The following is a 12,195-nucleotide window of genomic DNA, read 5'->3' as shown; positions in this document are numbered from 1 at the left end:
CGAGACGCGCAGCGGGACCGCGCGTGAGAAGTCTGTTCTACGTGGAGTCCCTGCCCGGTGTGGGCGGCACGGCCGTCGTCGACGGTGACGAGGGGCACCACGCCGCGACCGTGCGGCGGACCCGGGTCGGCGAGGAACTCGACCTCAGCGACGGCGCCGGGACCGTCGCGCACGTCGTCGTCGAGGAGGCGGTCAAGGGCCGGCTGACGGCCCGGGTGTTGTCGGTGCGGACGGTGCCCCGCCCGTCGCCGGCCGTCACCATCGTGCAGGCCCTGCCCAAATCCGAACGCTCCGAACTGGCGATCGAGCTGGCCACCGAGGCCGGTGCCGACGCCTTCCTCGCCTGGCAGGCCCACCGGTGTGTGGCGCGCTGGGAGTCGGCGGCCAAGGTCGACAAGGGCCTGCGGCGCTGGGAGGCGGTGGCCCGGTCGGCGGCCCGGCAGTCCCGGCGCCCGCACATCCCCGAGGTCGGGGGGCTGGTGTCCACCACCGACCTGCTGGCCCGGGTGCCGGCCGCGCTGACCCTGGTGCTGCACGAGTCGGCCACGGTCCCGCTCGCCGAGGCGGGTGTTGCGGATGCGGAATCGGTGCTGCTGGTCGTCGGTCCGGAGGGCGGGATCTCGGAGCAGGAGCTGGCCGCGCTGACCGGCGCGGGGGCCCGTGCGGTCCGGCTCGGCCCGTCCGTGCTGCGCACCTCGACGGCCGCGGCGGTCGCGCTCGGGGCGATCGGCGTGCTGTCGAGCCGTTGGGATGTCGACACCGGTGGGCAGGACGCCGGCAACTGACCGTTGGGACAGCCCGGTGACCAGCGGTAAACTGGGGCGCACCATAAGCAGAGCACAAGAAAGCAGGCACGAAACCCCACGTGACGCCCCGCGAGACGACCGCTGGCCCGTTATCCGGACCGGTACGAAGCAGCATCACTGTTCCGCCCGACAGCATCGTGGGCCTGCTCGGCTCGGCCGATGAGAACCTGCGTGTGCTGGAAGAACTGCTCACTGCCGACATCCATGTACGCGGCAACGCCGTCACCTTCAGTGGCGAGTCCGCCGATGTGGCGCAGGCCGAGCGTGTGGTCACCGAACTGGTCGCGGTGATCTCCCGCGGTCAGCCGCTCAATCCCGATGCCGTGCGCCGCAGCGTCGCCATGCTGACCGGTGCGGCCGACGCATCGCCCGCCGAGGTGCTCACCCTGGACATCCTGTCCCGGCGCGGTAAGACGATCCGGCCCAAGACGCTCAACCAGAAGCGCTACGTCGACGCCATCGACGCGCACACCATCGTTTTCGGCATCGGCCCGGCCGGTACCGGCAAGACCTATCTGGCCATGGCCAAGGCCGTCGCCGCGCTGCAGGCCAAAGAGGTCAACCGGATCATCCTGACCCGCCCCGCGGTGGAAGCCGGTGAGCGCCTTGGCTTTCTGCCCGGCACCCTGACCGAGAAGATCGATCCCTACCTGCGGCCGCTGTATGACGCGCTGCACGACATGATGGATCCCACCGCCATCCCGAACCTGCTGGCCGCCGGCGTGATCGAGGTGGCGCCGCTGGCGTTCATGCGGGGCCGCAGCCTCAACGACGCCTTCATCATCCTGGACGAGGCGCAGAACACCACGCCCGAACAGATGAAGATGTTCCTGACCCGGCTGGGATTCGGTTCCAAGATGGTCGTCACCGGCGACGTCACCCAGGTCGACCTGCCCGGCGGCGCTCATTCCGGTCTGCGGGCGGCCTCGGACATCCTCGACGGTATCGAGGACATCCACTTCTCGGAGCTCACCAGCGCCGACGTGGTGCGCCACCGGCTGGTCTCGCAGATCGTGGACGCCTACTCGCGCCATGAGGATCAACCAGACCTGTACAACCGCGCACAGCGCCGCTCCTCGGGGGGACGGTCCCGGCGATGAGCGACGCTTGCGGAGCGAATAAAGAGATGACATGCGGGACCCGAGCCTGCGAGGGAGTCGGATGAGCGACGCTTGCGGAGCGAATAAAGAGATGACATGCGGGACCCGAGCCTGCGAGGGAGTCGCATGAGCATTGAGGTTTCCAACGAGTCGGGGATGGACGTCTCCGAACAGGAACTGATCAGCGTGGCCAAGTTCGCCATCGCCCAGATGAACGTCAACCCGGCCGCCGAACTGTCCATGGTGCTGCTCGACGAGCCCGCGATGGCCGATCTGCACATGCGGTGGATGGACCTGCCCGGCCCCACCGACGTGATGAGCTTCCCGATGGACGAGTTGGAGCCCGGTGGCCGCCCGGACGCGGCCGAGCCCGGCCCCTCGATGCTCGGCGACATCGTGCTGTGCCCCGCGTTCGCCGCGAAACAGGCTGAGAAGGCCGGACATTCGCTGGGGCAGGAACTCGCCCTGCTCACCGTGCACGGTGTGCTGCACCTGCTGGGCTACGACCACGCCGAACCGGACGAGGAGAAGGAGATGTTCGCCTTGCAGCGCCGTCTCCTCGAGGAGTGGGTGGCCGACCAGGTCCAGGCCTACCGCCAGGACCTGCAGAACGAGAAGGATCGCCGACTGCTCGACAAGTCGCGATATTTCGACCAACAGTGACCGGCCTCGCTCCGCTGCTCGGCGCAATCGTCCTCATCGGCCTCGGTGGGCTCTTCGCGGCGGTCGATGCCGCGATCAGCACCGCCTCGCTGGCCCGGGTGGAAGAGATGGTCCGCGATGAGCGGCCCGGCGCCATCCGGCTGGCCCGCGTACTGGCCGACCGTCCCCGCTACATCAACCTCGTTGTGCTGCTGCGCATCACGTGCGAGGTGAGCGCGACCGTCCTGCTGGTGTCCTATCTGGACGGCTACCTGGGCGTGTCCTGGGGGCTGTTCGCCGCCGCGGCCATCATGGTGGTGATCAGCTTCGTCGTCATCGGGGTGGGCCCGCGCACGGTGGGACGGCAGAACGCCTACACCATCGCGTTGGCCGCCGCGGTTCCGCTGCACGCGATCTCGGTGCTGCTCACCCCGGTCAGCCGGCTGCTGGTGTTGATCGGTAACGCCCTGACCCCGGGCCGCGGGTTCCGCAACGGGCCGTTCGCCTCCGAGATCGAGCTGCGCGAGGTGGTCGACCTGGCCCAGCAGCGCGGGGTGGTGGCCGACGACGAGCGCCGGATGATCCAGTCGGTCTTCGAACTCGGTGACACCCCGGCCCGCGAGGTGATGGTGCCGCGTACCGAGATGGTGTGGATCGAGAGCAACAAGACGGCCGGTCAGGCGCTGTCGCTGGCGGTGCGCAGCGGGCACTCCCGGCTGCCGGTGATCGGCGAGAACGTCGACGACGTCGTCGGCGTGGTCTACCTCAAAGACCTGGTGCTGCAGACCCGCACCGAGAGCGGGCGCACCGAGACCCGGGTCGGTGAGGTCATGCGGCCGGCGGTGTTCGTCCCGGACTCCAAGCCGCTGGACATGCTGCTGCGCGAGATGCAGCGCGACCGCAACCACATGGCCCTGCTGGTCGACGAGTACGGCGCCATCGCGGGCCTGGTCACCATCGAGGATGTGCTCGAAGAGATCGTCGGCGAGATCAACGACGAGTACGACGCCGACGAGGTGGCCCCCTGGGAAGTGCTGGGGAACAACCGCTTCCGGGTGTCCGCGCGGGTGCCCATCGCGGACCTGACCGAGCTGTACGAGGACCTGGAGATCGACGAGGACCTTGAGGTCGACACCGTCGGCGGACTGCTGGCCCACGAACTGGGCCGGGTGCCGCTGCCCGGCGCCCAGGTCAGCTGGAACGGATTACGGTTGAAGGCCGAGGGCGGCCCCGACCATCGGGGCCGGGTGCGCGTCGGCACCGTGTTGATCGGCCCGGAACCACCACCCGAGGAGGACGCATGAGAACCGAGCGAGAAGCGAAGCGGGATCGCGTATGAGCCTGTCCGATGAGGACGCCAAGCTGGTGACGCTGGCCCGCGGCGCGATGGGCCGCGCGGAGGCCACCGAGGGTGCGGCGGTGCGTGATCTGGACGGACGCACCTACGCCGGGGCCCCGGTGGGGCTCGCCGCGCTGAGCCTGACCGCGCTGCAGGCCGCCGTCGCCGCGGCGGTGTCCAGCGGCGCCGAGGGGCTGGAGTCGGCGGTGCTGGTCGGCGGGTCGGCGGTGGACGACGGGGTCGCCGCGGTGACCGAGCTGTCCCCGGACGCCACGGTCATCGTCACCGACCGCGCCGGGAACGCGCTGTGACCGGCCGCGGGGTGACCCGATGAGTGACGAATTCCGGTCCGGTTTCGTGTGTTTCGTCGGCCGGCCCAACACCGGCAAGTCGACGCTGACGAATGCGCTGGTGGGGCAGAAGGTCGCCATCACCTCGAATCGCCCGCAGACCACCCGGCACACCATCCGCGGCATCGTGCACCGCGAGGACTTCCAGATCATCCTGGTCGACACCCCCGGCCTGCACCGCCCGCGGACGCTGCTCGGGCAGCGGCTCAACGACCTGGTCAAGGACACCTACTCCGAGGTGGACGTGATCGGTTTCTGCATCCCGGCCGACGAGAACATCGGGCCCGGTGACCGGTGGATCTACGAGCAGATCCGGGCTGTGGCGCCCCGGACCAAGCTGATCGCCATCGTCACCAAGATCGACAAGGTGGGCAAGGAGCGGGTCGCCCGCCAGCTGATGGCCGTCAGTGAGCTGGTCGGCCCGGACGCCGAGATCGTGCCGGTCTCGGCCACTGCCGGTGAGCAACTCGATGTGCTGACCAAGGTGCTGGTGGCCAATCTGCCGCCCGGCCCGGCGTATTACCCCGACGGCGAGCTCACCGACGAGCCCGAGGAAGTACTGATGGCCGAGCTGATCCGCGAGGCCGCCCTGGAAGGGGTGCGCGACGAGCTGCCGCACTCGCTGGCCGTCGTCATCGAGGATGTCGAAGATCGGGAAGGTCGCGACGACCTCATCGATGTGCGCGCGATCCTCTACGTCGAACGCGACAGCCAGAAGGGCATCGTGATCGGCAAGGGCGGCGCCCGGTTGCGTGAGGTGGGCACCGCGGCGCGCACCCAGATCGAGAAGCTGCTGGGCACCAAGGTCTATCTGGATCTACGGGTCAAGATCGCCAAGAACTGGCAGCGCGACCCGAAACAGTTGGGCCGCTTGGGGTTCTGAGCCGATCGGGAAGGTCTACGGCGTCCAGCCGGGGACCTGGCCGAAATCGCGGATGTTCGAGGGCACCGGCGGTTCGCCGTCGCCCTTGCCGTACACCGCGACCACCACGGTGCGGTCCAGCATGCTCTCCGACCACACGCCGATGTCCACGTTCGAGCAGTCGGACATGATCGCGTGGTAGTCGGGCCGGTGGAACCACTGATTGATCAGCTCGATGCCGCTGATCGCCAGCGCCGGGTTGATCGCGACGGTCTCGGCGACCGCGCCGGCGTATCCGGCGTTGCGGGCCCGGTCGGCGACCGTGGTGCCGTCCGAGCCGATATCCCCGTTGAGCGCGCGGTTGTGCAGCACATCGTTGGTGTGCCACTGCGCGGCCAGGCGCAGCTTCGGGTTGACCTTGATGTCGGTGTCGCAGCCGGCCTTGTGCTGCATCGTGTACACGTTGGCGACCACGCTGTTGTTGAGCCGCCGGTTGTCCGCGTTGGCCCCGGGCGCGGTCACTACCGCCCCGGCGGGCAGGGCGAGGACAGCAAAGGCGGTGACGCAACGGCGGACGTTGTTCATAGCCGGTGACCTTACGTCAGGGCGTCGGCGTCCCACCAGGGATCCGGCTGCTTGACCCCCCAGCCGTTCACCGCCTCCAGCGCGGCGGCCAGCGAGATGAGCATCGGTTCGCTGTCGGCCGGGCCCATCAGCTGCACCCCGATCGGCAGGCCGTCGGCGGTGAAGCCGGCCGGGATGTTGATCGAGGGCCAGCCCAGCAGGTTCCACGGCCAGGTCACCGGGCAGGCCCTGATCATGGCCCGGTCGGTGGCCATCGGCCCGCGCTCGTCGTACTCGTCGACCCGGGGCGGGGGCAGCGCCGTGGTCGGTGCCAGCACCACGTCGGCGATGTTGAAGATCCAGCCGACCCGACGCCGGGCCCGCGCCTCGGCGGCGCGGGCCTTGCGCAGGGTGTGCTGGGACAGCAGCCAGCCGGTCCGGATGTTGCTCACGGTGCGTCTGTCCAGCGCCACCCCGGGCCCGAGTCGGTGTTGCCACTCCACCAGCCCCGAGGTGGAACGGGCCAGGAAGTTCCAGGACATCCGCAGGCCGTAGTCCGGGTCGGCCTCGGTCACGGTGTGCCCGAGTTGTTCGAGTTGACCGCCCACCCGCCGCAGCGCCGCGGCGATCTCCGGGTGCAGCGTGGAACGGAAGAGGTTGAAGGGAAAGGCGGTGGACATCGCGACGCGCAGCGGGCCGGGGGCGCGGCCGACGTGCTCGGACACCCGCACCGGCTCCGGCTTGTGCAGATCACCGTCGGCATTGCCGGAGGCGGCGTCGAGCACGATCGCCGCGTCGGTGACGGTGCGGGCCAGCACGCCGTTGACGGTGATGCCGTTGAAGGCCTCGGGCAGCGGCCAGGTCGAGATGCGGCCGCGCTGCGGTTTGATGCCGACCAGATGGGTCCAGGCCGCCGGGATCCGGACGCTGCCCGCGCCGTCGGATCCGATCGCGGCGGTCACCAGGCCGGCCGCCACCGCGGCGGCGCTGCCGCCCGACGACCCGCCGGGGCTGTGCTCACGTGACCACGGGTTTCGGGTGTGGCCGAAGCCGGGGCCGCTGGTGAACGGCCACTGACCGAGTTCGCAGGTGTTGGTCTTGCCGACGATCACCGCACCGGCGGCCCGCAGTCGCCGCACCACCTCGGCGTCGGCGGTCGCGGCGGGGAGCTCACCATCGGTGCCGAAGCGGGTGGGCACCCCGGCCACATCGACATCGTCCTTGACCGCGATCGGGATGCCCAACAGCGGAAGGTGTTGTCCGGCAGCTCGTTTGCGGTCGGCCTCGGCGGCGTCGGCGAGCGCCCGTTCGGTGAGCACCACCCGGAAGGCGTTCAGGGTGGGCTGGCTGGCCTCGATGGCTTTCAGGGACCGGCGTACCAGTTCATCGGACGTCGTGGCGCCACTTCTGAGCCGGTACTGCAACTGGGTCAGGGTGGGGAATCTTGCAGAGGCAGCCATGCGGGTGGGGAATTCTGGGGTGGGAACCATTCTGGGGTCGAGGATATCCGGCGTTGCGAATCGCTTGATGTCGGTCACCGGTGCGACACTGGACCGATGCGGTTGTACCGGGATCGAGCCGTCGTGCTGCGCCAGCACAAGCTCGGCGAGGCCGACCGGATCGTGACTCTGCTCACCCGGGAGAACGGTGTCGTGCGCGCCGTGGCCAAGGGCGTGCGCCGCACCCGCAGCAAGTTCGGCGCCCGGCTGGAGCCTTTCGCTCACATCGACGTTCAGCTGCATCCCGGGCGCAATCTGGACATCGTCACCCAGGTGCAGTCCATCGACGCGTTCGCCGTGGACATCGTCTGCGACTACGGCCGCTACACCAGCGCGTGCGCGGTGCTGGAGACCGCCGAGCGGGTCGCCGGCGAGGAGCACGCCCCGGTGCCCGAACTGCACAGCCTCACGGTGGCGGCGCTGCGCGCGGTGGCCGCGGGACGTCGTCCACGCGAACTGGTCCTGGACTCCTATCTGCTGCGCGCGATGGGGATCGCGGGCTGGGCGCCGGCACTGACCGCATGTGCCCGCTGCGCGGCTCCCGGCCCGCACCGGGCCTTCCACGTCGCCGCCGGGGGCAGCGTGTGCGTGCACTGCCGGCCGTCCGGGTCGATGACACCGCCGCAGGGGGTGCTGGCGCTGATGAGCGCCCTGAACGATGGGGACTGGGAGTTCGCCGAGGCGTCCACCTCCTCGCACCGCAGTCAGGCCAGTGGGCTGGTGGCCGCGCACCTGCAGTGGCACCTGGAACGCAAGCTGCGGACATTGCCGCTGGTCGAGCGGGCGTACCGGGTTGATAGCGCGGCCGTTGAGCGGGGGGTGGAAGGGGTCGTGCAGGATATTGCCCATGGCAACCAAGCGGGGCAAGAAGGATACGTACCCACAGCTGCCGCCGGCGCCTGAGGACTACCCGGTCTTTCCGGACGTCTCGACGTGGCCGGTGGTGTTCCCCGAATTGCCGCCGCACACGAACGGCAGGTTCTCCCGGCCTCCGCAGCACCCGTCGAAGGCGGTGCCCCCGCAGATCCCCGCCGACCAGGTGCCCAACCACGTCGCGGTGGTGATGGACGGCAACGGCCGGTGGGCCACCCAGCGCGGGCTCGGCCGCACCGAGGGCCACAAGATGGGCGAGGCCGTCCTGATCGACATCACGTGCGGCGCCATCGAACTGGGCATCAAGCACCTGAGCGTGTACGCGTTCTCCACCGAGAACTGGAAGCGCAGCACCGAAGAGGTGCGCTTCCTGATGGGCTTCAACCGCGAGGTGGTGCGTCGGCGCCGGGAGAATCTGGATGCCATGGGCGTCAACATGCGCTGGGTGGGTTCGCGCCCGCGGATGTGGAGCAGCGTCATCAAGGAGTTCGACATCGCCGAGCAGATGACCGTCGGCAACGACGTCATCACCGTCAACTACTGCGTGAACTACGGCGGGCGCACCGAGATCGTGGAGGCCGCCAAGGCTCTCGCCCAGGAGGCCGCCGACGGCAAGATCAACCCGTCCCGGATCACCGAGGCGTCCTTCGCCAAACACCTGCACCGCAGCGACATTCCGGATGTGGACCTGTTCATCCGGACCTCGGGGGAGCAGCGGGCCAGCAACTTCCTGATCTGGCAGGCGGCCTACGCCGAGTACGTCTTCCAGGACAAACTGTGGCCCGACTACGACCGCCGCGACCTGTGGGCGGCCTGCGAGGAGTACGTCAACCGCAACCGCCGGTTCGGCAGGGCCTGATGTCCCTCCAGGACAGGTTGGTCGCGGTCGCCGAGGCGTTGTTGCCGGTCACCCGTGAGGACGACGGGGCGCTGACCGTGCATCACGACGGCACCTTCGCCTCGCTGCGGGTGGTCGGTGTCGCCGAGGGCCTGGAGCTGGTCTCGCTGAACCAGATCCTGGCCTGGGATCTGCCGCTGGACGAGGCGCTGCGTGTGACGGTCGCCGAGCACACCCGGGGCACCCTGCTGGGCACGGTGTCCCTCGCGGAGAAGGACAACAGCACCGCAGATGTGCTGCTGCGCTACAACTTTCCCGGTTCGGGCCTGTCCGATGAGGCGCTGGGCACGCTGATCATGATGGTGCTGGCCACCGGCGCCGATGTGCGGCGCACGCTGACGTCGTGACCCCGGTCATCCGCATCGTCGCGGCCGTCGTCCTCGATGACCGCAACCATGTGCTCGTGGTCCGCAAGCGCGACACCACGGCCTTCATGCAGCCGGGCGGGAAGTTCGAGGCGGGGGAGAGCCCGCTGGAGGCGCTGCACCGGGAAGTCCGTGAGGAACTCGGCGCGGCGATCACGTCCGCCCACCCGCTCGGGCATCACGATGCGGCGGCGGCCAACGAACCCGGGCATCGGGTCGCCGCGGACCTGTTCGCGGTGGAACTGGACGGCCCGCCCCGCCTCGGTGCGGAGATCGTCGAGATGGCCTGGGTGGACCCGCATGACCCCGGCGACATCGAACTCGCCCCGCTGACCGTCGGCGTGGTGCTGGAGTACGCGCGCGTCAGTTGACGCCGCACCCGCCGCACACGCCGAAGATCTCGAAGGTGTGGGAGATGTCGGTGAACCCGTGCTCGGCGGCGGTCTCGTCGGCCCATGCCTCCGCGGCGCCGCCGTCGATCTCCACGGTGCTGCCGCAGATCCGGCACACCAGGTGATGGTGATGGTGCGCCGAGCACCGCCGGTACACCGATTCACCGGTGTCGGTGCGCAGGGTGTCGACCTGACCGGCGGCGGCCATCGACTGCAGCGTGCGGTAGACGGTGGTCAGGCCGATGCCCTCGCCACGTTTGCGTAGCTCGTCGTGCAGTTCCTGCGCCGACCGGAAGTCGGCGATGTCCTCCAGCAGCGCCGAGATGGCGGCGCGTTGCCGCGTCGCCCGTACGACGGGGGTCATGTGCGATCTCGCTTCGCTTCTCGCCGGGGCGTCACGCGTGGTCCTCCGACGCGTGCGTCACCGCGGCCATCACGATCTCGGCGAGGTGATGGTCGACGAGGCGGTACATCACCTCGCGGCCGCTGCGCTCCCCGGCGACCACGCCGGCCGATTTGAGGATCCGCAGATGCTGGCTGACCAGCGGCTGGGGAACATCGAGGGCATCGACGAGCTCGTGCACACAGCGTTGCGACTCGCGTAGCGCCAGCACGATGGCGATGCGCAGCGGCGCGGCCAGCGCGCGCAGCAGGTCCCCGGTGGTGTCCAGGAGTTCCCGCGGCGGCAGCTCGGGGAACGGCTCGCCGGCATGCCCGTGCTCGTGACCGGTACTGGAAATGGTTTTCATTATTGAGTCAGATTACATGCACGTCCGCGCATGTCAATCTCTTGCCGGCGGCTTGCCGGGCAGGTCCCGAGGTGGGGTGGCGGCGGTCTCATCGCTACGCTGTTGACCCGTGGCATCCATCATCGACACCGTTGCAAACCTGGCGAAACGCCGTGGCCTGGTCTTCCAATCGGGCGAGATCTACGGCGGTACCAAGTCTGCCTGGGACTACGGCCCACTCGGGGTGGAGCTCAAGGAGAACATCAAGAAGCAGTGGTGGCGCTCGGTGGTCACCAGTCGCGACGATGTGGTGGGTCTGGATTCGGCGATCATCCTGCCGCGCCAGGTGTGGGTCGCCTCCGGTCACGTCGAGGTCTTCAACGACCCGCTCGTCGAATGCCTGAACTGCCACAAGCGCCACCGCCAGGACCACATGCAGGAGGCGTACGCGGAGAAGAAGAGCACGCGCGACACGGTCATCGATCCGGACTCGGTGTCCATGGACGAGATCGTCTGCCCGGACTGCGGCACCAAGGGCCAGTGGACCGAGCCCCGCGACTTCAACATGATGCTCAAGACCTACCTCGGGCCCATCGAGTCCGAGGACGGCCTGCACTACCTGCGCCCGGAGACCGCGCAGGGCATCTTCGTCAACTTCGCCAACGTGGTCACCACGGCGCGCAAGAAGCCGCCGTTCGGGATCGGCCAGATCGGCAAGAGCTTCCGCAACGAGATCACCCCGGGCAACTTCATCTTCCGCACCCGCGAGTTCGAGCAGATGGAGATGGAGTTCTTCGTCGAGCCGTCGACCGCGCCGGAGTGGCACAAGTACTGGATCGAGACCCGGCTGCAGTGGTACGTCGACCTCGGCATCGACCGGGACAACCTGCGCCTGTACGACCATCCCAAGGAGAAGCTGTCGCACTACTCCGACGGCACCGTCGACATCGAGTACAAGTTCGGTTTCGCCGGCAACCCGTGGGGTGAGCTGGAGGGCATCGCCAACCGGACCAACTTCGACCTGTCCACGCACGCAAAGCATTCCGGTGTCGACCTGTCGTTCTACGATCAGGCCGGCGACACCCGTTACGTGCCGTATGTGATCGAGCCGGCTGCCGGTCTGACCCGTTCGCTGATGGCCTTCCTGGTGGACGCCTACACCGAGGACGAGGCGCCGAACGCCAAGGGCGGGGTGGACAAGCGCACCGTGCTCAAGCTGGACCCGCGGCTGGCCCCGGTCAAGGCGGCGGTGCTGCCGCTGTCCCGGCATGCCGACCTGTCGCCCAAGGCGAAGGATCTGGCTGCCGAGTTGCGCCAGAGCTGGAACGTCGAGTTCGACGACGCCGGTGCGATCGGGCGGCGCTACCGGCGCCAGGACGAGATCGGTACGCCGTTCTGCGTCACGCTGGACTTCGACTCGCTGGAGGACCATGCGGTCACCATCCGCGAGCGCGACGCCATGACCCAGGAGCGGGTGGCGATCTCGGAGGTGTCCAACTACCTCGCGGTCCGGCTCAAGGGCTGCTAGTCCATCCCCGCGAGCGTGCGTGTCTGTTGGCCGACACGCCGCTGCGGTAGGCGAGTTCACGCACGCTCGCCGGCGGAAACGCTGTCCCCAGTCGGGTCAGCGCGGGGTGGCCACCACCGCCCAGTTGCCGAACGTGTTGAGTCGCAGCCGCCTTGACGCCGAGATCCGGACCGGCGAGCTGCTCAAGGTCTGGCCCGGGGTGTATTCGGCCGCCGAGCCCGACGATGACATACGCTCGCGAGCAGTGGA

16 protein-coding genes are annotated in these 12,195 nt (G+C 68.9%); 11 read left to right on the top strand and 5 right to left on the bottom strand.

What is annotated here, in order from left to right:
- The first annotated feature begins 23 nt into the window (after nt 1–23).
- From K0O62_RS18840 to era, 6 genes are all read left to right on the top strand, one after another.
- Nucleotides 24–785 (top strand): 16S rRNA (uracil(1498)-N(3))-methyltransferase, encoded by a 762-nt coding sequence (locus K0O62_RS18840; protein ID WP_073853764.1) that lies wholly within the window; start codon nt 24–26, stop codon nt 783–785.
- A gap of 80 nt (nt 786–865) precedes the next feature.
- Nucleotides 866–1,906, top strand: coding sequence for a PhoH family protein (locus K0O62_RS18835; RefSeq protein WP_073853766.1), 1,041 nt, complete (start codon nt 866–868; stop codon nt 1,904–1,906).
- 126 nt (nt 1,907–2,032) lie between these two features.
- On the top strand, nt 2,033–2,569 hold the full coding sequence (gene ybeY / locus K0O62_RS18830) for an rRNA maturation RNase YbeY (RefSeq protein ID WP_073853768.1): 537 nt from the start codon (nt 2,033–2,035) through the stop codon (nt 2,567–2,569).
- Nucleotides 2,566–3,852 (top strand): hemolysin family protein, encoded by a 1,287-nt coding sequence (locus tag K0O62_RS18825; protein WP_073853770.1) that lies wholly within the window; start codon nt 2,566–2,568, stop codon nt 3,850–3,852. Before ybeY ends, K0O62_RS18825 begins: the two co-directional genes overlap by 4 nt.
- A gap of 31 nt (nt 3,853–3,883) precedes the next feature.
- On the top strand, nt 3,884–4,198 hold the full coding sequence (locus tag K0O62_RS18820) for a cytidine deaminase-like protein (protein WP_073853772.1): 315 nt from the start codon (nt 3,884–3,886) through the stop codon (nt 4,196–4,198).
- 19 nt (nt 4,199–4,217) lie between these two features.
- Nucleotides 4,218–5,120 carry a GTPase Era gene (era, locus tag K0O62_RS18815; RefSeq protein ID WP_073853774.1) on the top strand — a complete coding sequence of 301 codons (903 nt, stop codon included), beginning with the start codon at nt 4,218–4,220 and terminating at the stop codon, nt 5,118–5,120.
- A gap of 15 nt (nt 5,121–5,135) precedes the next feature.
- Here era and K0O62_RS18810 read toward each other — a convergent pair whose 3' ends face one another.
- Both K0O62_RS18810 and K0O62_RS18805 read right to left on the bottom strand, forming a co-directional pair.
- Complete coding sequence (locus tag K0O62_RS18810) at nt 5,136–5,684, bottom strand: CAP domain-containing protein (protein WP_073853776.1); 549 nt, start codon at nt 5,682–5,684, stop codon at nt 5,136–5,138.
- Nucleotides 5,685–5,695: 11 nt separating this feature from the next.
- Nucleotides 5,696–7,123 (bottom strand): amidase, encoded by a 1,428-nt coding sequence (locus tag K0O62_RS18805; protein WP_073854369.1) that lies wholly within the window; start codon nt 7,121–7,123, stop codon nt 5,696–5,698.
- Between the two features lie 96 nt (nt 7,124–7,219).
- On the opposite strand from K0O62_RS18805, the gene recO reads away from it, so the two are divergent.
- Genes recO through K0O62_RS18785 form a run of 4 tightly spaced genes read left to right on the top strand, consistent with a single transcriptional unit; the run spans nt 7,220 to nt 9,669 of the window.
- Nucleotides 7,220–8,065, top strand: a complete 846-nt coding sequence (gene recO / locus K0O62_RS18800) for a DNA repair protein RecO (protein WP_073853778.1) — start codon at nt 7,220–7,222, stop codon at nt 8,063–8,065.
- Nucleotides 8,010–8,894, top strand: a complete 885-nt coding sequence (locus K0O62_RS18795; RefSeq protein WP_073853780.1) for a decaprenyl diphosphate synthase — start codon at nt 8,010–8,012, stop codon at nt 8,892–8,894. Before recO ends, K0O62_RS18795 begins: the two co-directional genes overlap by 56 nt.
- Nucleotides 8,894–9,280, top strand: coding sequence for a hypothetical protein (locus K0O62_RS18790; protein ID WP_073853782.1), 387 nt, complete (start codon nt 8,894–8,896; stop codon nt 9,278–9,280). Before K0O62_RS18795 ends, K0O62_RS18790 begins: the two co-directional genes overlap by 1 nt.
- Nucleotides 9,277–9,669, top strand: a complete 393-nt coding sequence (locus K0O62_RS18785; RefSeq protein ID WP_073853784.1) for an NUDIX hydrolase — start codon at nt 9,277–9,279, stop codon at nt 9,667–9,669. Before K0O62_RS18790 ends, K0O62_RS18785 begins: the two co-directional genes overlap by 4 nt.
- On the opposite strand, the gene K0O62_RS18780 is transcribed toward K0O62_RS18785, so the two are convergent.
- Both K0O62_RS18780 and K0O62_RS18775 read right to left on the bottom strand, forming a co-directional pair.
- Nucleotides 9,662–10,054, bottom strand: a complete 393-nt coding sequence (locus tag K0O62_RS18780; protein WP_073853786.1) for a Fur family transcriptional regulator — start codon at nt 10,052–10,054, stop codon at nt 9,662–9,664. The two genes, K0O62_RS18785 and K0O62_RS18780, sit on opposite strands and share 8 nt — an antisense overlap.
- Nucleotides 10,055–10,085: 31 nt before the next feature.
- Nucleotides 10,086–10,439: an ArsR/SmtB family transcription factor gene (locus K0O62_RS18775; protein WP_073853788.1), complete on the bottom strand. Its 354-nt coding sequence runs from the start codon at nt 10,437–10,439 to the stop codon at nt 10,086–10,088.
- 109 nt (nt 10,440–10,548) lie between these two features.
- Here K0O62_RS18775 and K0O62_RS18770 point away from each other — a divergent pair, with 109 nt between their 5' ends.
- On the top strand, nt 10,549–11,946 hold the full coding sequence (locus K0O62_RS18770; RefSeq protein ID WP_073853790.1) for a glycine--tRNA ligase: 1,398 nt from the start codon (nt 10,549–10,551) through the stop codon (nt 11,944–11,946).
- A 96-nt stretch (nt 11,947–12,042) separates the two neighbouring features.
- On the opposite strand, the gene K0O62_RS28895 is transcribed toward K0O62_RS18770, so the two are convergent.
- The gene (locus tag K0O62_RS28895; protein ID WP_264002146.1) at nt 12,043–12,177 is read right to left on the bottom strand and encodes a hypothetical protein; all 135 of its coding nucleotides are present in this window, start codon (nt 12,175–12,177) and stop codon (nt 12,043–12,045) included.
- Between the last annotated feature and the right edge of the window lie 18 nt (nt 12,178–12,195).

Source organism: Mycolicibacterium diernhoferi (assembly GCF_019456655.1).
Lineage (GTDB): Bacteria > Actinomycetota > Actinomycetes > Mycobacteriales > Mycobacteriaceae > Mycobacterium > Mycobacterium diernhoferi.
Note: the sequence above shows the minus strand (reverse complement) of the source record. Positions and strands in the feature narration are given on the sequence as shown.

What these genes read in the sequence shown, in the direction of transcription:
- K0O62_RS18805 (WP_073854369.1), bottom strand. Translation starts at nt 7,123, where the DNA reads ATGGCTGCCTCTGCAAGATTCCCCACCCTGACCCAGTTGCAGTACCGG.
- recO (WP_073853778.1), top strand. Translation starts at nt 7,220, where the DNA reads ATGCGGTTGTACCGGGATCGAGCCGTCGTGCTGCGCCAGCACAAGCTC.
- K0O62_RS18790 (WP_073853782.1), top strand. Translation starts at nt 8,894, where the DNA reads ATGTCCCTCCAGGACAGGTTGGTCGCGGTCGCCGAGGCGTTGTTGCCG.
- K0O62_RS18795 (WP_073853780.1), top strand. Translation starts at nt 8,010, where the DNA reads ATGGCAACCAAGCGGGGCAAGAAGGATACGTACCCACAGCTGCCGCCG.
- ybeY (WP_073853768.1), top strand. Translation starts at nt 2,033, where the DNA reads ATGAGCATTGAGGTTTCCAACGAGTCGGGGATGGACGTCTCCGAACAG.
- K0O62_RS28895 (WP_264002146.1), bottom strand. Translation starts at nt 12,177, where the DNA reads ATGTCATCGTCGGGCTCGGCGGCCGAATACACCCCGGGCCAGACCTTG.
- K0O62_RS18775 (WP_073853788.1), bottom strand. Translation starts at nt 10,439, where the DNA reads ATGAAAACCATTTCCAGTACCGGTCACGAGCACGGGCATGCCGGCGAG.
- K0O62_RS18820 (WP_073853772.1), top strand. Translation starts at nt 3,884, where the DNA reads ATGAGCCTGTCCGATGAGGACGCCAAGCTGGTGACGCTGGCCCGCGGC.
- era (WP_073853774.1), top strand. Translation starts at nt 4,218, where the DNA reads ATGAGTGACGAATTCCGGTCCGGTTTCGTGTGTTTCGTCGGCCGGCCC.
- K0O62_RS18810 (WP_073853776.1), bottom strand. Translation starts at nt 5,684, where the DNA reads ATGAACAACGTCCGCCGTTGCGTCACCGCCTTTGCTGTCCTCGCCCTG.
- K0O62_RS18780 (WP_073853786.1), bottom strand. Translation starts at nt 10,054, where the DNA reads ATGACCCCCGTCGTACGGGCGACGCGGCAACGCGCCGCCATCTCGGCG.